The 19,785-nt window shown below is 44.4% G+C and carries 14 protein-coding genes; 7 read left to right on the forward strand and 7 right to left on the reverse strand.

Translation table 11 applies throughout. The features are described 5' to 3' along the window. Positions 1 to 218 precede the first annotated feature (218 nt). The 3 genes from GFB47_RS01010 to metF all read left to right on the forward strand — a co-directional run bounded on the left by GFB47_RS01010 (position 219) and on the right by metF (position 5,154). Positions 219 to 1,385, forward strand: a complete 1,167-nt coding sequence (locus GFB47_RS01010; protein WP_153445843.1) for an O-succinylhomoserine (thiol)-lyase — start codon at positions 219 to 221, stop codon at positions 1,383 to 1,385. After that, positions 1,386 to 3,797, forward strand: coding sequence for a bifunctional aspartate kinase/homoserine dehydrogenase II (locus GFB47_RS01015; RefSeq protein WP_153445845.1), 2,412 nt, complete (start codon positions 1,386 to 1,388; stop codon positions 3,795 to 3,797). Between the two features lie 472 nt (positions 3,798 to 4,269). Then, on the forward strand, positions 4,270 to 5,154 hold the full coding sequence (gene metF / locus GFB47_RS01020) for a methylenetetrahydrofolate reductase (protein ID WP_153445847.1): 885 nt from the start codon (positions 4,270 to 4,272) through the stop codon (positions 5,152 to 5,154). 414 nt (positions 5,155 to 5,568) lie between these two features. On the opposite strand, the gene GFB47_RS01025 is transcribed toward metF, so the two are convergent. The 5 genes from GFB47_RS01025 to argE form a co-directional block, all read right to left on the reverse strand. Next, entirely contained in the window at positions 5,569 to 5,853 is a 285-nt protein-coding gene (locus tag GFB47_RS01025; RefSeq protein ID WP_153445848.1) for a type II toxin-antitoxin system RelE/ParE family toxin, read from the reverse strand. Then, positions 5,843 to 6,082, reverse strand: coding sequence for a CopG family ribbon-helix-helix protein (locus GFB47_RS01030; protein ID WP_153445850.1), 240 nt, complete (start codon positions 6,080 to 6,082; stop codon positions 5,843 to 5,845). The genes GFB47_RS01025 and GFB47_RS01030 overlap by 11 nt, the downstream gene beginning before the upstream one ends. Positions 6,083 to 6,253: 171 nt before the next feature. Further along, positions 6,254 to 6,805 carry a PadR family transcriptional regulator gene (locus tag GFB47_RS01035; RefSeq protein WP_153445852.1) on the reverse strand — a complete coding sequence of 184 codons (552 nt, stop codon included), beginning with the start codon at positions 6,803 to 6,805 and terminating at the stop codon, positions 6,254 to 6,256. Positions 6,806 to 6,958: 153 nt separating this feature from the next. Then, entirely contained in the window at positions 6,959 to 9,586 is a 2,628-nt protein-coding gene (gene ppc / locus GFB47_RS01040; protein WP_153445854.1) for a phosphoenolpyruvate carboxylase, read from the reverse strand. Between the two features lie 324 nt (positions 9,587 to 9,910). Continuing rightward, positions 9,911 to 11,062: an acetylornithine deacetylase gene (gene argE, locus GFB47_RS01045; RefSeq protein ID WP_153445855.1), complete on the reverse strand. Its 1,152-nt coding sequence runs from the start codon at positions 11,060 to 11,062 to the stop codon at positions 9,911 to 9,913. A 204-nt stretch (positions 11,063 to 11,266) separates the two neighbouring features. Here argE and argC point away from each other — a divergent pair, with 204 nt between their 5' ends. The 4 genes from argC to argH all read left to right on the forward strand — a co-directional run bounded on the left by argC (position 11,267) and on the right by argH (position 16,533). Next, positions 11,267 to 12,268, forward strand: coding sequence for an N-acetyl-gamma-glutamyl-phosphate reductase (gene argC / locus GFB47_RS01050; protein WP_153445857.1), 1,002 nt, complete (start codon positions 11,267 to 11,269; stop codon positions 12,266 to 12,268). A gap of 15 nt (positions 12,269 to 12,283) precedes the next feature. Next, a complete protein-coding gene (argB, locus tag GFB47_RS01055; RefSeq protein WP_153445859.1) occupies positions 12,284 to 13,087 on the forward strand; it encodes an acetylglutamate kinase in 804 nt (267 codons plus the stop codon). 119 nt (positions 13,088 to 13,206) lie between these two features. After that, the gene (locus tag GFB47_RS01060) at positions 13,207 to 14,439 is read left to right on the forward strand and encodes an argininosuccinate synthase (protein WP_153445861.1); all 1,233 of its coding nucleotides are present in this window, start codon (positions 13,207 to 13,209) and stop codon (positions 14,437 to 14,439) included. Positions 14,440 to 14,658: 219 nt separating this feature from the next. Further along, positions 14,659 to 16,533, forward strand: a complete 1,875-nt coding sequence (gene argH / locus GFB47_RS01065) for an argininosuccinate lyase (protein ID WP_153445863.1) — start codon at positions 14,659 to 14,661, stop codon at positions 16,531 to 16,533. Between the two features lie 364 nt (positions 16,534 to 16,897). Here the strand turns inward: argH and GFB47_RS01070 are convergent. Beyond that, a protein-coding gene (locus GFB47_RS01070) for an IS3 family transposase (protein ID WP_153445865.1) occupies positions 16,898 to 18,054 on the reverse strand; the annotation gives its coding sequence in 2 pieces (ribosomal slippage) (positions 16,898 to 17,799 and positions 17,799 to 18,054; 1,158 coding nt in all). Positions 18,055 to 18,170: 116 nt separating this feature from the next. Continuing rightward, positions 18,171 to 19,634: a dihydrolipoyl dehydrogenase gene (locus GFB47_RS01075; RefSeq protein WP_153445867.1), complete on the reverse strand. Its 1,464-nt coding sequence runs from the start codon at positions 19,632 to 19,634 to the stop codon at positions 18,171 to 18,173. Positions 19,635 to 19,785 lie beyond the last annotated feature (151 nt).

The following is a 19,785-nucleotide window of genomic DNA, read 5'->3' on the forward strand; positions in this document are numbered from 1 at the left end:
TGACTGCCACAAGTAAAGACGTTTAGACGTCCAGAAGTGTTGACGTCTTGATTTGGTAGCGATAAAGTAGCAGAAAAGAACGAGAGAAAGCACAATACTGCCTAAAAAAACGGTAAGATTGAATTTCTGTCAAACAATTGATTCGTGATTGCGGTTTTAACTCTTTAAATCAATCTATTTTCAAAGAAAACAAAGCGCAAATGGAAAAGGAAGACACCATGAGTTCAAGAAAGCCTGCTACTGTTGCTGTGCGTACCGGTATTGAATCGGATTCTCAATATCACGCGGTCGTGCCACCGATTTATCTTTCTACCAACTACGGCTTTCCTGCCTTTGGTGAAGTGCCGCAATACGACTATACCCGCTCGGGCAACCCTAACCGCGGACTACTTGAACAAGCATTGTCAGAATTAGAGTCAGGTGCAGGCGCGGTGATCACCAATTGTGGTACTTCGGCTCTAAATTTATGGGTGTCGGCTTTCTTAAGCCCTGATGATTTAATTATTGCGCCGCATGATTGTTACGGTGGTACTTATCGTTTATTTAATACGCGCGCGCAAAAAGGTGACTTTAAAGTTCAGTTTGTCGATCAATCCAATCAAGCTGAATTTGATGCAGCCATCGCCAAAAAGCCTAAGCTGATTTTACTTGAAACTCCATCTAACCCTTTGGTTCGCGTGGTCGATATCGCGTTAGCCTGTCAAAAAGCCAAGCAAGTCGGTGCATTAGTGGCCGTTGATAACACCTTTATGACACCGGTGTACCAAAAGCCGATTACATTAGGCGCAGATTTTGTGGTGCATTCCACCACCAAATACATTAACGGTCATTCTGATGTGATTGGCGGCGTGATCATTGCAAAAGATCCTGACCATGTCGAAACGCTTTCATGGTGGGGCAACTGCATTGGTGCCACAGGGACGCCGTTTGATAGTTATATGACCTTGCGTGGTTTAAGAACGCTTCCAGCACGGATGCGAGTCCATGAAGAAAGCGCCCAAGCATTATTAGCATTTTTACAAACCCAAGCATTAGTAGGCACTGTTTATCACCCAAGCTTGCCACAACATCCGGGCCATGAGATCGCCAAAGCACAACAAACTGGTTTTGGTTCTATGCTTAGCTTTGAACTGAACGGCAGTATGGAACAATTGAAGGTTTTTGTTGGTCAGCTCCAATTATTCTCGTTAGCGGAATCGCTAGGGGGAGTGGAAAGTCTAATTTGTCATCCTGCTTCGATGACACATCGCGCCATGTCAGATGAAGCGCAACAACAAGCAGGTATTGCACAAACCTTGCTCCGTGTATCGGTCGGCTTAGAAGATAGCCAAGACTTGATCACCGATTTAGAGCAAGCATTTAAAAAAGCACAAGAGGTAGCGTAAATGAGCACGGCTCGTCAATTACACAAATTTGGAGGCAGCAGTTTAGCTAATCCCGAATGTTATAAACGCGTGGCAAATATTTTGCGCGAATACTCCAATCAATCGGATTTAATTGTTGTATCAGCGGCGGGCAGTACCACCAATCGATTGATTGATTGGTTAGCAGCATTGGAAAAAGATGGTCGAATTGCCCACGAAATTCTACAACAGTTACGTCAATTTCAAGTGGATCTGGTTGAGTCATTATTACCGGCAGAAGCCGCACAACCGTTATTGGATTTATTGCATCATGAGTTCTTAGAATTAAGTGAGATCACCGCGCCAGTTAATGTTGTTGAGCGCTGTGATGCTCTCGGTCATGGTGAGGTGTGGTCTTCGCGTCTATTAAGTGCCTTGCTATGTCATTTAGATATGGAAGCGGTGCAATTGGATTCTCGTCGCTTCTTACGCGCAGAACGTGGTGCTCAACCAGAAGTCGATCGCGCTCGCTCGTTACCTTTGCTTAAAGAGCGCCTAGCGCAGCACGGAAAAATTCGTATCGTGATCACCGGCTTTATGGCGCGTAACGATGCGGGTGAAACTGTGTTATTAGGGCGTAATGGTTCCGATTATTCAGCCACTGTGATTGGCGTACTAGCCGAAGTGACACGCGTGACCATTTGGAGTGATGTCGCAGGTGTGTTTAGCGCCGACCCGCGTAAAGTCTCTGATGCGTGTTTATTGCCTTTGCTGCGTCTAGATGAAGCCAGTGAGCTTGCTCGTCTTGCTGCGCCAGTACTGCATAGCCGAACACTGCAACCGGTAGCACAAAGCGCGATGGATTTAAGCCTGCGTTGCAGTTACCAACCAGAATGTGGCTCAACTCGAATTGAGCGTGTATTAGCTTCTGGTCGTGGTGCCAAAATTATCACTTCGATTGAAGAAGTATTAATGGTGCAAATTCATTTTGGCGCAGGACATGATTTTGAACGTTTGCAGTTAGATGTGATGCGTTCATTAGCTCGCGCACAATTACAACCCTTAGCAATGGAATCACAGCCTGATCAAGGTTGCTTGCTGCTGGCGTATACGCAAGAAATTGCCGGAGATGCGTTAAGTTACTTGCAAGATATCGCGGTTGGCGCAGAAATTAAGCTAAAAGAAGGCTACTCAATGGTGGCTGCTGTTGGCGCTGGCGTGACCAGTAATGCCAATCATTGTTATGGCTTCTATCAACAATTAAAAGATGCCCCTGTGGAGTTCGTCTCTGCCGCAGATTCAGGCTTGAGTTTAGTTGCCATTTTACGTCGCACAGATGTCGCAAGTATTGTTGCTGGTGTGCATTCTCAACTGTTCCAAGCACAAAAACGTGTCGCGATTGCATTGTGTGGTAAAGGTAATATTGGCTCTAGTTGGTTGGCTCTATTTGAAAGCCAACAAGCGGAATTAGAAAAACGCAGCGGCATGAGTTTTGATTTAGTAGCAGTGGTTGATAGTCAAACCTACTGGCTCGATCTCAATGGCATTACCCCAAAAGATGCACTGGCTCAATTTGAAGATGAGAGTATCAGTAATGATGGTGGCACTTGGTTAGACACGCTGGCCCACCAAACACGCTACGATGAAGTGGTGGTGATGGATGTCACTGCCAGCGCTTTGTTAGCCGATCAATATGAACGAATTGCCGAACAAGGTATGCACCTGATTTGCGCCAATAAAATCGCCGGTGCATCAAGCTCGGTTCGTTATCATGCCATCAAAGATGCGTTCCAAAAAACCGGACGTCATTGGTTGTATAACGCCACCGTGGGGGCAGGTTTGCCAGTCAACTATGCCATTCATGATCTGCGTGATAGTGGTGATGAAATTACCGCTATTTCGGGCATTTTTTCCGGTACATTATCTTGGTTGTTCCAGCAATTTGATGGCTCAATTCCGTTTAGTGATTTAGTTGATTTGGCGTGGCAACAAGGGTTAACCGAACCGGATCCTCGCTCAGATTTAGATGGTTCTGATGTGATGCGTAAATTAGTGATCCTTGCCCGCGAAGCTGGATTTACCATTGAACCTGAAGATGTCAAAGTTGAGTCTTTGGTGCCGCAAGAGTTGCAACATCTTTCAACCGATGATTTTTTCGATTACGGCGCATTGCTTAATGAGCGTTTAACCGAACGTTTGGAAAAAGCCCAAGCGGATGGAAAGGTGCTGCGTTATGTGGCGCGTTTAAATCGAGATGGCAAAGCGACGGTTGGTGTTGAGGCATTAAATCCTGAACATGCGCTGGCGAACTTATTGCCATGTGACAATATCTTTGCAATAGAAAGCCATTGGTATAAAGAAAATCCGTTGGTTATTCGTGGCCCAGGTGCTGGAAAAATGGTGACAGCAGGTGCATTGCAATCGGATTTGAATCGACTGTCGATTTTGTTGTAAGGGCTATTCGATTGAATTCCTAGTAGCGACGTAAGTTAAATGTTTCAAATGCCACTTATCTTTTGCTCTTTCAACCAGAAAGATCGCGCAGGATAAGTGGCATTTTTTATGATTTGAAATCTACTCACTCGCAATATGAAAAAAATTCATGTTCAGATCGTTGACATTAGATCCTATTCAAGACATTCTTTAGACATATAGACGGCTAAATGCAAAATTTGTTGCGATATTTAAGTTGTGTATAATATTTATTTTAATAAATACCAATCACTTAGCACTCGACGTCATTCCGTACATGAGCCTAAGCGAAGAAGATACGGAATCTTGTTTTTGTTTGACGATAATACGAGTTACGCGATATTTTCTGGCATTGGTATATGTTCGTTGTGGAAGGGAATTTTCCGCAGTTAGTTTATAAGTGGCCTTGCCGCTGTTGATTTATAAGTGGCTCCGCCACAGGGAGAATAAAGAAATGAGCTATTCACACGCAGGTCATATTGACGCACTTAATCACAACGTTGCCGATCTGGCAGGCAAGATTAACGTTTCTTTTGAGTTTTTTCCGCCAAGCAGTGAAAAAATGGAAGAAACACTTTGGAGTTCTATCCATCGCCTAAAAACGCTACAACCTAAGTTTGTTTCAGTGACTTACGGTGCCAACTCTGGCGAGCGTGATCGTACCCACTCCATCATTAAAGAAATCAAAGATCAAACCGGTCTGATTGCCGCGCCGCATTTAACCTGTATCGATGCTAGCCGCGATGAATTAAAAACCATAGCTAAAGACTACTGGAACAACGGTATTCGCGATATCGTGGCGCTGCGTGGCGATTTACCGCAATCGGGTGGCAAGCCAGACATGTATGCTTCTGACTTAGTTGAATTACTAAAAGGGGTGGCAGATTTTGATATTTCGGTTGCCGCTTACCCAGAAGTACATCCAGAAGCTAAAAATGCTCAAGCGGACTTGATCAACCTTAAACGCAAAGTCGATGCCGGAGCGAACCGCGCCATTACCCAATTCTTCTTCGATGTGGAAAGCTACTTACGCTTTCGCGACCGCTGCGTAACTGCCGGCATTGATGTTGAAATCATCCCAGGCATTTTGCCCGTTTCAAACTACAAACAAGCCAAACGTTTTGCCGACATGACCAATGTGCGTATTCCAAGCTGGATGGCAAAACAATACGAAGGCTTGGATGATGATCCCGTCACACGTCAAATGGTCGGTGCCAGTCAAGCGATTGATATGGTGCGAACCCTAAGTCGTGAAGGAGTCAAAGACTTCCATTTCTATACGCTAAACCGTTCTGAAATGACCTATGCGTTGTGTCATACGCTAGGGGTTCGTCCTTAGTCTTTGAATTATTGTGTGAATTTAGGTTATAAAGGGCTTATCGAAAGGTAGGCCTTTTTTGGGTTTTGATGTTGGGGGTGAGCTCATCGCACAGCCTTCGGCGACCAACCTTTTTTCAACAGCCCAAAAAGGTGGCAAAAAGGCCGCTGCTAGAAATTTTGTCACTCTTGGCTACAACACTCTTCTTTGATATCGGCTTCAACCGCACATCCATGTGCGAAAGAAGCCGCACCAATCATCCATGATTGGTGCATCAAAACGAGTCTTTCCACCAAGCAAAATTTAGGCAGAGTTGGCGGGTTACAGTCCCAATGGCTTGTTAGGATATTGTCTCTTCGCGAAAATACAGTCACCTCTGAGCTGCATTGATTTAAAGCCGCTTCTAGCTGTCTTTTTTACGCTTGAATTTGATATTTACGAAAAGTCCGGTTGAGACATATTGGTAGGGAATACTCGCAATATTTCAATGCAATTATCTTTTACTCGATAAGGTATTAGGTAAGGAAATTTCTGTAAAATAAGCTCTCTAGTGCCAAATATTCTTCCTGCTCGTCCCATTGATGGATTATCTTTGAGGAGCTCGGTTAAATCGTGTATTTCTTTAACAAAATGTCTTGCAGCTTGAGGATTATGTTCGTTTAAGTAATCCGCGTAATGTTCTAGGTTTAGTAATGCATTTTTTAGCCATTTAACCTGCATCCACGCCCCACTTAGAGAAAACCTTTTTCACTTCACTATCAGTAGAGAATTGTCCGGAGTCAGCTTCGCTAATGGCTTTTTTGATTTCATTGACCTGCCAAAGTTCACGATCTAAATAACTTTGAATCGCTTGATTTGTTATCCACGATTTGGTTCGCCCTGTTGATTTAGCAAGAATGGCTAATTTCTTTTCTACTTCTTCAGGGATCCTAACAGACATAGACGGCATAGTGATTTCCTATTGTATTACTCTGTATTCATTGTAGTACAGTGAGGGCATATTTACTATAACGCCTATAATTTGTACTTGCAGTCGCTTAAGAATGACTCGATATCGCTTTAATATTAGATCGAATTTAAATTAAACGTACTTTTCCCCAAGCAAGCCTTTCGCTAAGAATTACGCCAATCTTTTAGTCAATATCGACTCTAATTCCTGCTTCACATCTATCGCCCATGTTAGCCATGATTGGCGTTCAATCAGGTTGCGGCGCACGGTGAGGCGTTCTAAACGCAATGAAGCCGATAATGTGGATTGTAGCGAGTAGCGGGCGTCGAGTTGTTGATAATGGAGGAGCAGCGCTTCGTTTTCGGGGATCAAACGCTCGAGTTGCTCTATTAATGGTTGCGGGGATTGTACCGTGCAGGCCATTAGCTTGGCACTGAATTCATCGCGTAATTCGGTGTGTGACATTGGCAGTTCAAACCACATTTCTAATGCTTTACTGCCATAAGGGGTGATGGCGTACACTTTTTTATCTGGCTTACCGACTTGCAATAATTCTTCACAAGTCACCCATTCCTTGGCCAGCATTTTACTGAGCTCTCGATACACCTGTTGATGACTGGCTTTCCAGTATTGTCCGGCCTGTTGCGAGAAGGCTTTGGTTATATCGTATCCTGTGGCTTCTTTTTGGCTCAAGATAGTTAAAATGACGTGCGGTAAAGACATAGAATGTTCCAATCGATTAGCTCAGCAAATCATACTCTAATTGCGTAGGCTTCGATATGGCGTCTTGCTTGAGTTGTGAAACTAACAGAAAAAAAGCGAGAACCACAAAAAAGCCGCAACGAGTGCGGCTTTGATTTTAGTCATGACTTGCGATTATCCGGTGTTACGCATACCCGCCGCGATACCGGCGATAGTCAACATCAACGCTTCTTCTAGTTCAGGCGATGGGTTGTCTGTTTGACGAGTACGGTACAACAGCTCGGCTTGCAGCATGTTGAGTGGTTCAACATACGTGTTGCGTAGGCGAATGGATTCTAGCCCCCATGGGTCGTTTTGCATTAAATTTTCGTTGTTTTCCACGTTAAGAACTGTGACGATATCTTTTTGCAATTGGGTGCGTAGACGCTCACCTAATGGCCATAATGACTCATCGGTTAGGCGCTGATCGTAGTAACGCGATACCTCGATATTACACTTCGAGTACACCATTTCTAGCATGCCTAAACGAGTTGAGAAGAACGGCCACTCACGACACATTTCTTCCAGCATCGCTTGATGACCTTTATCGATCGAATACTGGATCGCTTCACCGGCGCCAAGCCAAGCAGGTAGCACTAAGCGGTTTTGGCTCCATGAGAAAATCCAAGGAATAGCACGCAAACTTTCGACCCCACCTTGAGGATTACGCTTAGCCGGGCGAGATCCTAATGGCAGTTTGCCAAGTTCTTGCTCTGGAGTTGCCGCGCGGAAGTAAGGCACGAAATCGGGTTCGCCTTGCACTATGCCACGGTAAGCTTCACACGAGACTTCAGATAAAACATCCATCAGATCGCGCCATTCTTTTTTCGGCTCTGGAGGCGGAAGTAAATTCGCTTCTAAAATCGCACTGGCATATAAGTTGAAGCTGTTGACTGCAACATCCGGTAAGCCCAGTTTAAAGCGGATCATTTCGCCTTGTTCTGTGACGCGTAAACCGCCTTTTAGGCTGCGTGGTGGCTGAGACAGTAATGCTGCATGGGCAGGTGCACCGCCACGACCAACCGTACCGCCACGGCCGTGGAACAAGGTAAGCTCGATGCCTTCAGCGTCTGAAACTTTAACCAGTTTGTCCATTGCATCGTATTGCGCCCAACCGGCTGACATCACGCCAGCATCTTTGGCTGAATCAGAATAACCAATCATCACCATTTGGTGGTTGTTGATGAAATCACGATACCACTCAAGTGAGTACAACTGCTTCATCACCACTTCAGAATGGTTTAAATCATCTAAAGTTTCGAATAATGGGCACACATCCATGCGGAATTTACAGCCACATTCTTGTAATAGTAAATGCACTGCAAGCACATCGGATGCAGTACGCGCCATTGAAATAACATAAGCGCCAAAGGCTTCGCGTGGGTGCTGCGCCATGACGCGACAAGTGTCTAATACTTCTTGAACTTCCGCTGATGGTTGCCAGTTACGCGGCAAGAGAGGGCGCTTTGAGCTGAGCTCTTTAATTAAGAACGCCACTTTTTCATCTTCAGACCATTGAGCATAATCACCAAGTTCAAGGAACTGAGTCATTTCTGCGATCGCATCACAATGACGAGTACTTTCTTGGCGAATATCCAAACGAACAAGATGCACACCAAAGGCTTTAACGCGACGCAGAGTATCAACAATCGTCCCTTCAGCAATCACGCTCATGCCACATTCGCGTAGTGATTGATAACAGGCTAAAAGCGGATCCCACAACTGATCAACCGTGGTTAAAATTGGCAGGTTAGGCACATCTTCGCCGTTGATTTGGGCATCTAATACCGTGGTGGTATTGGTCAATAAAGTGCGTAAACCTTTTAAGATGGCGCGATAAGGTTCGTGTGCATCGCCAGCAAGATCTCGGACTTGTTGGTTACATTGAACGATAGACAGTTCAGTGATTAATTCTTGAATATCACCTAGGAATAAATCGGCCGCTTTCCAACGAGAAAGTAACAGTACTTCTTGAGTAATAGGGTGCGTCACATTCGGGTTACCATCGCGATCGCCGCCCATCCAGTTAGTAAAATGCACTGGGCGAGCATCAATAGCAAGGCCTTCACCAAGGTGACCTTTAAGGCGATCATCAAACTCACGCAAGAAGGCAGGGACGGCTTCCCATAATGAGTTTTCCACCACGGCAAAGCCCCATTTAGCTTCATCTAATGGCGTCGGGCGTTGCTGACGAATCACATCAGAGTGCCAAGATTGAGCAATTAAACCTTCTAAGCGACGCTCAGTTTTAAGGCGTTCGCGAGGAGAAAGATCACTGTGTTCTAATTGCGATAAGCACTGATTGATTTTGACCAATTTATTGATCATGGTGCGACGGGCAATTTCAGTCGGGTGCGCGGTAAGCACTAGTTCAATGTTGAGTTCTTTAATTGCTTGCGCGGTGTCTTCTTTACTGATGTCGTTGTTGGCTAATTTGCCAAACAAAGTATTAATTGCATCGGGTTCGCACACTTGCTCTTCACAATGACGTGAAATGGTGTGGTATTGCTCGGCAATGTTGGTCAGATTTAGGAATTGGCTGAATGCGTGTGCAACCGGAGTGAGTTGCTCATTGGGTAAGTTTTTGATCTCTTCTATCAAATCTTCACGCTCTTGGCTTCCTGCCGTAGCGGATTTTGATAGTTTACGAATGGTCTCCACTTTTTCAAGAATAACATCACCATGTGCTTCTTGAATTGTGTTACCTAGGATATCACCCAGCATGCGTACGTTGCTTTTTAACGCGTCATATTTCTCGTTCATTTTTTAATACTACCTTGTAAATAAATTACATCCGTTGTTATCGTTATCTGTCCAATCTAGCGAATTTATTTGCACTGAGTCAAACTTTTATGTGCTTTAAATAAATAAAGACGCATCCAATTGATCTTGGTCAGACATTAATCACTTAATCCTTAAGTGGTATATTTGTCGTAATTGAAGCTGCAGCTTTGTTGGCTACGCGCTCTCACCCCAATCACTTAGACAAGCTAAGCTCATGGGGCTTCGTTTACTTGCCGCCTCACTGCAACGTCAATTACTTAAAATATTATTATAAGTATTGAAATTAGATGTTTAGCGTCAAGCTTAAAAACAAAACTGGTGAATTGATTTTGACAAAACTTTGATGGTTGGGTCAATAAACTCAAAGGCTAAAAATTCGTCTGGTTGGTGTGCTTGGTCAATAGAACCCGGCCCCAACACTAAGGTTGGACACACATCTTGTAAAAATGGCGCTTCAGTACAGTAATTGACGGTTTCGGAAGGCATCTCACATATCTGCTCCATATCGGTAATAAATGGATGGTCATGTGAGCATTCATAACCTGGAATTGCTTCATGCAGTGGGGTGATGTCTACTCGTCCTGGCCATTTGGCTTGCACTTCTTTTAACGCCGAGCGCAACATATTGTCGAGCCCATCTAAGCTGATCCCCGGCAGTGGGCGAACATCGTAATGCAGCTCGCAGCAACCACAAATTCGGTTCGCACTGTCACCGCCATGAATATGACCTAAGTTTAAGGTTGGGCTTGGAATAGCAAATCCTGGGTGGTGATATTCTTTGATTAACTTGTCACGAAGTTGCATTAAAGCAAATAACACTTCATGCATAATTTCAATTGCGTTCACCCCCAGTGCTGGATCAGAAGAGTGGCCGGATTTTCCGGTTACACGCACCGCATTAGCCACATGACCTTTATGGCCTCGGATCGGTTTTAAGCTGGTGGGCTCGCCAATAATACAGTGATCCGGTTGATACGGCGCATCATCGGCTTGGCATAATTGAGTAAAATGACGTGCGCCGAGCATGGTGGTTTCTTCGTCACACGTTGCCAAAACATACAGTGGTTTAGTTTGTTTGCTCCAATCGACTTTCTTTACCGCTTCAATAATAAAAGCAAAAAAGCCCTTCATATCAGCGGTGCCCAAACCATAAAAACGATTATTTGATTCGGTTAACTGATGCGGATTAAAGCTCCATTGCCCTTCATCAAACGGCACGGTGTCAGAGTGACCTGATAATAGTAAACCGCCAGTGCCTTGACCTTTTTTGGCCACCATATTGTGTTTTCCTGGTGCCACTTCAATCACTTCCACCTCAAAATCGAGGTCTTTAAACCATCCCGCCAGTTTTTCGATAACTTTCTCGTTACCTTGATCCCAAGTTGGATCTGTAGAGCTTATTGATGACGTCGAAATTAGGTCACGATAGACATGAATGAAGTCAGGGATTTGCATAGTTTATTTATCCTTACAAATTCTTTACATTGATAGACTTGGTTTGTGGTTGACAAAAAAGCCAGAAAACGATAAAACACATATTAAATCATTATTTGTGAATAAAAAATCAAATAATAACGAGAATTTTGTATGTGTAGTCATATGTGCGAAATCAGAAATACGATATTTTAAGCTTCATCATTATTAAATACGGAAGTTAATATGTTAAAAGCGGCAATTGTTGGTGCAAGTGGTTATACCGGAGCTGAGCTCGCGTTAATGGTGAACAAACATCCTGAACTTACGCTATCAGGTTTATACGTTTCTGCCAACAGTGTCGATGCCGGCAAACCAATTTGCGAGCTACACGGTAAATTACAAGGCATTATCGATATGCCGGTGCAACCTTTAACCTCGGTAGAAGAGGTGGCTCAGCAATGTGATGTGGTTTTCCTCGCCACTGCCCATGAAGTGAGTCACGACTTAGCGCCGACTTTTCTGGAAAATAATTGTGTGGTGCTCGATTTATCCGGTGCTTATCGGGTTCTGTCTGAAGGCTTTTATCCCCAATATTATGGTTTTGAGCACACTCATTCAAAGTGGTTAGATAAAGCGGTTTACGGTTTGGCGGAATGGAATGAAGCGGCGATTGTTGGTGCTGATTTAATCGCCGTTCCTGGTTGTTACCCAACCGCGTCTCAATTGGCGATCAAACCATTAATTGAATCAAACTTACTCGACGATACTCAGTGGCCGGTGATCAATGCCACCAGCGGTGTGACCGGAGCCGGTCGTAAAGCCACGATGACCAATAGTTTTTGCGAAGTGAGTTTGCAAGCTTATGGCGTATTTACTCACCGTCATCAGCCTGAGATTTCTAGTCATCTTGGGCGTGAGGTTATTTTTACTCCGCATTTAGGTAATTTCAAACGCGGCATTTTGGCCACCATTACCATGAAACTGGCTGATGGGGTTAATCAGCAACAAATCGCTGCGGCGTTCGAACAAGCATATCAAGGCAAGCCGATTGTGCGTTTACAACAAGATTTACCGAAATTACAAAATGTTGAGAATACCCCGTTTTGCGATATCGGTTGGAAAGTACAAGGGCAGCATGTGATTGTGGTATCGGCTATTGATAATCTACTCAAAGGTGCCTCTAGCCAAGCGATGCAATGTCTGAATATTCGTTATGGTTTCCCAATGTTAACCTCATTGCTTTAGGAGCTAATTATTAATATGACTGAATCAATCAACCCAGCTCTTACCCTCAAACCTTTGGTGATAAAATTAGGCGGAGCGGTACTTTCCGATCTTGATACTTTAGCCTTGTTGTTTAAAGCGATTGCCGATTATCAACAACAAGCCGAGCGCCAAATTGTGATCGTGCATGGTGGCGGTTATTTAGTTGATGAATTGATGGATAAGTTGCAATTAGAGACGGTTAAAATAAACGGCTTACGCGTTACGCCCTTTGAGCATATTAATTATATTTCTGGCGTATTAGCTGGAACCGCCAACAAGCTGCTGCAAGGTCAGGCGATCAAGCTGGGATTAAATGCGGTTGGTTTGAGTTTAGCCGATGGCGGTTTATGTCAAATTACCCAAGTATCCGATCAGCTGGGTGCGGTCGGTGATGCGAAAGCGGGCAGTGCTGCAGTATTAAGTGCGATTTTAACAACCGGTGCATTGCCGATCATTAGTTCAATTGGTATTACTGCCCAAGGTCAACTCATGAATGTTAATGCCGACCAAGCTGCGGTTGCGGTGGCGACAGCATTAGATGCCGAACTGGCTTTGTTGTCCGACGTAAGTGGCGTGCTAGATGGCAATAAACAATTAATCGCCGAACTGGATCAAAAACAAGCCGATCAATTAATTGAGCAAAAAGTGATCACAGATGGCATGATAGTCAAAGTTCAAGCAGCGCTCGACGCGGCCAAAGAATTAGGACGCGCCATTGAAGTGGCGGGTTGGAAAAAACCTGAAAAATTAACACAATTGTTTTCAGGAACTAGTATAGGGACACGTTTTCACCCTTAACTTACCCCGTCATTTTTGATTGGTATCGGGTGAGAATACAAAGAAATACTCTACGGAATAGAGTCAGGCACAAAACCGCTCATTCCAAGGAAGGACATTAATATTTTTGGAGAAGTACAATGGGCAAGTTAAGTGTCGATAAAGCAAGTGTAAACAAAGTGGTTGTCGCCTATTCAGGTGGCCTTGATACCTCCGTGATTATTCCATGGCTAAAAGAAAACTACGACTGTGAAGTGGTGGCGTTTGTGGCCGATGTAGGTCAAGGCGAAGAAGAATTGGTTGGTATCGAAGAAAAAGCCATCGCCTCTGGTGCATCAGAATGTTATATCGCCGATCTTAAAGAAGAAATGGTGGCTGATTACATTTACCCAACTCTTAAAACTGGCGCGCTGTATGAAGGTAAATACCTACTGGGTACGTCAATGGCTCGTCCTATCATTGCTAAGGCGCAAGTTGAAGTAGCGCGTAAAGTGGGCGCCGATGCCTTATGTCACGGATGTACTGGTAAAGGGAATGACCAAGTACGTTTTGAAGGCGCATTTGCCGCGCTAGCCCCTGATCTACATGTGATTGCACCGTGGCGTGAGTGGGATTTAGTCAGCCGTGAAGAGTGTCTAGACTACCTTGCCGAGCGTAATATTCCTTGTACCGCTTCATTAACTAAAATCTATTCTCGTGATGCCAACGCATGGCATATCTCAACCGAAGGCGGCGTTTTAGAAAATACTTGGAACGCACCAAATGATGATTGCTGGGCATGGACCGTCGATCCAGAGCAAGCGCCAAATGAAGCAGAATATGTTTCTGTGATCGTTGAGAAAGGGGAAGTTGTCGCGGTTGATGGCGAAAAAATGACACCATACAATGCGTTAGTTTACTTAAATGAAAAAGGCGTGAAACATGGCGTAGGTCGTATTGATATCGTTGAAAACCGTTTAGTTGGCATGAAGTCTCGTGGCTGTTACGAAACTCCAGGTGGCACCATTATGATGGAAGCGCTGCGTGCGGTTGAGCAATTAGTATTAGACAAAGCGTCTTTTGAATTCCGCGAAGAGTTGGGCGTGAAAGCTTCTCACCTTGTCTATGATGGTCGTTGGTTCACTCCGCTATGTAAATCATTACTGGCAGCAACCGAAGAGCTGGCACAAGATGTTAACGGTGAAGTGGTGATTAAACTGTATAAAGGCCAAGCTATCGTGACGCAAAAACGTTCAGATAACAGCTTGTACTCAGAAGAGTTTGCCACCTTTGGAGATGATGAAGTTTACGACCAAAGCCATGCTGGCGGTTTCATCCGTCTGTACTCGCTTGCCAGTCGTATCCGTACTTTGAATGAAGCGAAGAAAAAATAAAGACAACAATTACTGTCATTCGGTAACTTGCTCTTAATGAGTTATTGGGTATGACGGTTTAAAATCACTAAGAATATATACTCAAAGTAATTGGAGTTGCAGTGAGACGGCAAGATCGTTCAGCCCCATGAGCTTAGTACGCTAAGTGAGTGGGGTGAACGAGCGTAGCCAACAAAGCTGCAGCTTCAAGTGCGATGAGGAGAAGCAGGAGAGACACCAATGGCATTATGGGGCGGAAGATTCACCCAAGCAGCAGACACTCGGTTTAAGCAATTCAATGACTCACTGCGCTTTGACTACCGATTGGCTGAGCAAGATATTGTCGGGTCGATCGCTTGGTCCAAATCTTTGCTTTCAGTTAACGTGATCACTGAGCAAGAACAACAAAAATTAGAATTAGCGCTGAACGAACTAAAGTTAGCGGTAATGGAAGATCCAGAACAAATCCTGCAATCGGATGCGGAAGATATTCACAGCTGGGTCGAAACACAATTGATCAGCCGTGTCGGCGATTTAGGTAAAAAACTGCATACTGGTCGTTCGCGTAACGACCAAGTGGCAACCGATTTAAAACTTTGGTGTCGCCAACAAGGTCATCAACTACTGATGGCGCTCGATCGTTTGCAATCTCAAATGGTATCGGTCGCGCGTGAGCATCAAGATACTGTGTTGCCGGGCTATACCCATTTACAACGTGCACAACCGGTGACATTTGCGCACTGGTGCTTAGCTTATGTTGAAATGTTTGAGCGTGATTACTCGCGTTTGTCAGATGCGATTGTTCGTCTTGATACTTGTCCTTTAGGCTCTGGCGCATTAGCCGGTACCGCCTACCCAATGGATCGCGAAAAACTGGCGCATAATCTGGGCTTTCAGCGTGCCACTCGTAACAGTTTAGATTCGGTTTCCGATCGCGACCATGTAATGGAATTAATGTCGATCGCTTCTATCTCTATGTTGCACCTTTCTCGCCTTGCCGAAGATATGATTTTTTATAACTCGGGCGAATCAGGTTTTATTGAACTCGCCGATACCGTGACATCGGGTTCTTCATTAATGCCACAAAAGAAAAATCCGGACGCACTTGAACTTATTCGTGGTAAGACTGGCCGTGTTTATGGTTCACTCGCGGCCATGATGATGACAGTCAAAGCATTGCCGTTAGCGTATAACAAAGACATGCAAGAAGATAAAGAGGGCTTATTTGACGCACTCGATACTTGGAACGATTGCATGGAAATGGCGGCGTTGTGTTTTGATGGCATTAAAGTCAATGGCGAACGTACGCTCGAAGCGGCGAAGCAAGGTTACGCCAACTCAACTGAACTGGCTGATTACTTAGTGGCTAAAGGCATTCCATTCCGTGAAGCGCACCATATTGTGGGTGTGGCGGTGGTGGGCGCCATTGCCAAAGCTTGTGCGCTAGAAGAATTAAGCTTAGAAGAGTTAAAACAATTCTCGCCAGCAATCGAAGAGGATGTTTACGCCATTTTAACCATAGAGTCATGTTTAGAAAAACGCTCAGCCTTAGGTGGCGTATCACCAAAACAAGTGAACTACGCGGTTAATCAAGCGCAAAAACGTTTAGCCGAACGTGATACTACGGGCGTTAAAGTGAGACCTGCGCGCCTAACCGATATAGATTCACTAGAGGGCATGGTTGCTTACTGGGCCGGGCTAGGTGAAAATCTACCGCGCAGCCGCAGTGAGCTTATTCGTGATATTGGCTCGTTTGCTGTGGCCGAGCATCATGGTGAAGTGACCGGTTGTGCCTCGTTATATGTTTATGACTCTGGCTTAGCTGAAATTCGCTCACTTGGTATTGAGGCAGGTTGGCAAGGTCAAGGACAAGGCGCAGCGATCATTCAACACTTGGTGGCGCGAGCTAAGCAAATGGCCATCAACAAGGTGTTTGTATTAACCCGTGTGCCAGAGTTCTTTATGAAGCAAGACTTTATCCCGACCTCCAAAACCTTGTTACCAGAAAAAGTACTCAAAGATTGCGATCAATGCCCACGCCAACATGCGTGTGATGAAGTCGCCTTGGAAGTAAACTTGAACGAACAAGTTATTTTGAAGGTCAATGTAGCTTAAAAGAGTGAAAGTTTAAATTGATAGGGTTTATCATTAAATTCTATTGTTCTTTAATGCTTTTGCTTTGCCATCAATAACATTGAGCCGGTTTATAAGAGGCGTATACTATAGCCCAAGCTGATTTATTCAGTTTGGGTTTTTTTATTATCTTATCAAATTGATAGCCTATACTTGCTTAGATGCTCGATTCATTATTCTAACGTCTAAGCCATTCATTTAACGTTATCTTCTTTAAGGTTATTTATGTCAATGCAGTTATTTCATGTCGGGATGCCAATATCAGATTTGATATTTGGTGATATTTTGTATTTTCCTGCTATTTTTAAAGCATTTTTGTTGGGTACGGTGCTGTGGATTATTCTGGTCAAGCCCAATAGGACACATGACTTTGTAATTTTTCATAGTCGATTGGCGTTAAATCACCAAGCGTAGTATGCAACCTTTCATGGTTGTAATACCGGATATATTCTTCAACATCTTCTTTCATTGCATCACGCGTTAAATAAACCACATTGAGTAGCCATTCATTTTTCAAGCTACCGAAGAACCGTTCGACGACTGCATTGTCTAAACAAGCTCCAACGCTGCTCATTGATGATGTGATGCCATTTCTCGTTAACAGGTGCTGAAATGAACTGCTGGTGTACTGTGAGCCTCTATCACTATGGAAAAGTAAGCCTCTTTGAGGCTTACGAAGTGTAATTGCCATTTGTAATGCACGTTCAACGAGACCTACCGTCATGCGATCTGATAATGCCCAACCAATGATCCGGCGTGAATGTAAATCCATGACTACAGCCAGATACATCCAACCTTGATTGGTTCTCAGATAAGTAACATCTCCGGCCCAAATACGATTGGGCACTGTAGGATTAAATTGTTGTTTTAATATATTATCTGCAACGCTATCACTATGTTTCCGCTTGGTGGTGATTTTATAAGCTCGACGCTGACGCACAACAAGACCTAACTTACGCATGATGGTGCGAGTACGATAACGCCCGATAGTGAAGCCTTCTTCACGTAGTTTCTTAGCTAATTGACGAGAGCCTAAACTTCCACGACTGCGCTTGAATAAGCGCTTGGCAGTTCTGTATAAATTAAGCTCTTGCTCAGTAATGATCTGAGCAGGTCGTGCTAACCAATCATAAAATGCACTGCGGCTTACTTTTAGAGCGTTACAAAGCATTTTTATTGGAAATCGAGAGCGATGCTCTCGAATAAATTGAAACTTTACTTCATTTCTTTCGCAAAGAAGGCGCTGGCTTTTTTTAGGATCTCTTTCTCCATTCTAAGCTGCTTTACTTCCTTTCTCAGAGCCATTAATTCCGTTCTTTCATCTGCGTTGACAGATGAATTATTGAGTTCGTCAGCCTTCTGCTTCCAAGTGTAAAGCAGGTTTTGTGATACTCCCAACGCATCAGCAGCTTGGGCGACAGAATACCCTTGTTCGGTAATAAGGCCGATTTCCTCTTCTTTAAATTCTTTCGTATAAGTTCGATATTGACGTTTTGTATTCATATTCACCTCGATTGATTATCGTATTATCCACAATCAAGGTGTCCAGATCGATTAGACCAGAATACGCCTTAACGGATTAGGCAGATAAGGCGTTATGAATTCAATTTTTGAGGCGATTAACAACCGGGTCCGCAGTCTAGGCAATGTTTAATTGTGTCTGGGCCTAAATGCAGTTTGGCATTTAAATCTCGTAGCGCGGTTCGTACTCCCTCTTCGATCACTGGGTGATAAAACGGCATATCTAATATTTCTGAGATGGTCATCTTATTTTGATGTGCCCACGCCAATAAATGCGCTAAGTGTTCCGCATTTGGCCCAATCATCTCAGCGCCTAAAAAGCGTCCGGTGCCTTGTTCGCCATAAACATGCAATACACCTTTATTGCGCAACATTACTCGCGAGCGACCCTGGCCCTCAAACGATACTTCACCGCGGCTAAAGCAGCCACAATTGCCTAAACGAGCTTCTAGCGCTTTATAGCTTTCACCGACCATCGCAATTTGTGGATCGGAAAACACCGCTGAAATGGTGGATCGACGCAGACCTGCACGAATATGAGGGAAGCGTCCAGCATTACTGCCGGCAATTCGAGCTTGGTCGGCAGCTTCATGCAATAACGGTAGTTGGTTACTGGCGTCACCGGCGATAAAAATGGACTCGACCGAGGTTTGCAGCGTGTAAAAGTCGGCACTTGGCACGCCACGCTGATCAAGCTCTAAGTCGGTATTATCAATATCAAGCTTATCAACATTGGGGCGACGACCCGTTGCAGCTAACAGATAATCGGTAACGAAAGTTTCTAACTCGCCATCATGGTTGATAAACTTAATTTCAACTTTATCGCCATCTTCTGTTTCGATCCGTTTGATGCTTTCGGTTTTCACATCGGCATCAAGGTAAAACTCATCTTGGAAGGTTTTATACGCATAGGCCATTACATCAGGATCGGTGAGAGGGCCAACTTGTCCGCCAAGACCAAACATCTTCACTTTCACGCCAAGACGATGCAAAGCTTGACCTAATTCAAGGCCGATAACTCCAGGGCCAAATACAGCCACCGATTGAGGTAAATCGTCCCACTCAAATACATCATCATTGATGATCAGTTTGTCGCCCAGTTCATTCCAAGCGCCAGGGTAAGCAGGGCGAGATCCAGTAGCGATCACAATGCGCTTAGCGGTAATTTGAGTATGGTCATCCACTTGTAAGGTGTGGTTATCCATAAACTTAGCCAAGCCGGCCACTTTATGCTCGCTAGGGATCTCATCAACCCCTTCCAATACAAAGCCGACAAAGCGATCACGCTCACTTTTGATACGCGCCATAACTTGTTTGCCATTAATGATGGTTTCGCCTTGCGGGTGGACACCAAAGGCATGAGCTTTTTCAATATGATGCGCACTTTCTGCTGCTGCAATAAGTAATTTAGATGGCATGCAACCGACACGCGCACAGGTTGTACCATAAGGACCACCTTCAATCATAACAAGGCTATCGGTATACTCTTTGGCGGCGCGATAGGCCCCTAATCCTGCTGTACCACCACCAATGATGGCGACATCGACTGATATTTTTTTCATAATAGAATTCTCACCACAAGTCAAAAAAGCGGAGGTCAAAGCTGACCTCCAAAACGAGTATTTTAATGATGTGCTCTTAGGGGCGGTTGATCTTTCGTGATTAAATTTTGTTCGAGATAAAAGCCTTTTAATCGAGGCAAGTCGATTGAAG

It is taken from the genome of Vibrio algicola (assembly GCF_009601765.2).
Taxonomy (GTDB): Bacteria; Pseudomonadota; Gammaproteobacteria; order Enterobacterales; family Vibrionaceae; genus Vibrio; species Vibrio algicola.

Excerpts from the sequence above, each read along its gene's own strand:
- GFB47_RS01060 (WP_153445861.1), top strand. The coding sequence starts at position 13,207 with ATGGGCAAGTTAAGTGTCGATAAAGCAAGTGTAAACAAAGTGGTTGTC.
- metF (WP_153445847.1), top strand. The coding sequence starts at position 4,270 with ATGAGCTATTCACACGCAGGTCATATTGACGCACTTAATCACAACGTT.
- GFB47_RS01015 (WP_153445845.1), top strand. The coding sequence starts at position 1,386 with ATGAGCACGGCTCGTCAATTACACAAATTTGGAGGCAGCAGTTTAGCT.
- argB (WP_153445859.1), top strand. The coding sequence starts at position 12,284 with ATGACTGAATCAATCAACCCAGCTCTTACCCTCAAACCTTTGGTGATA.
- GFB47_RS01010 (WP_153445843.1), top strand. The coding sequence starts at position 219 with ATGAGTTCAAGAAAGCCTGCTACTGTTGCTGTGCGTACCGGTATTGAA.
- GFB47_RS01025 (WP_153445848.1), bottom strand. The coding sequence starts at position 5,853 with ATGCAGGTTAAATGGCTAAAAAATGCATTACTAAACCTAGAACATTAC.
- GFB47_RS01030 (WP_153445850.1), bottom strand. The coding sequence starts at position 6,082 with ATGCCGTCTATGTCTGTTAGGATCCCTGAAGAAGTAGAAAAGAAATTA.
- GFB47_RS01035 (WP_153445852.1), bottom strand. The coding sequence starts at position 6,805 with ATGTCTTTACCGCACGTCATTTTAACTATCTTGAGCCAAAAAGAAGCC.
- ppc (WP_153445854.1), bottom strand. The coding sequence starts at position 9,586 with ATGAACGAGAAATATGACGCGTTAAAAAGCAACGTACGCATGCTGGGT.
- argC (WP_153445857.1), top strand. The coding sequence starts at position 11,267 with ATGTTAAAAGCGGCAATTGTTGGTGCAAGTGGTTATACCGGAGCTGAG.
- GFB47_RS01075 (WP_153445867.1), bottom strand. The coding sequence starts at position 19,634 with ATGAAAAAAATATCAGTCGATGTCGCCATCATTGGTGGTGGTACAGCA.
- argH (WP_153445863.1), top strand. The coding sequence starts at position 14,659 with ATGGCATTATGGGGCGGAAGATTCACCCAAGCAGCAGACACTCGGTTT.
- argE (WP_153445855.1), bottom strand. The coding sequence starts at position 11,062 with ATGCAAATCCCTGACTTCATTCATGTCTATCGTGACCTAATTTCGACG.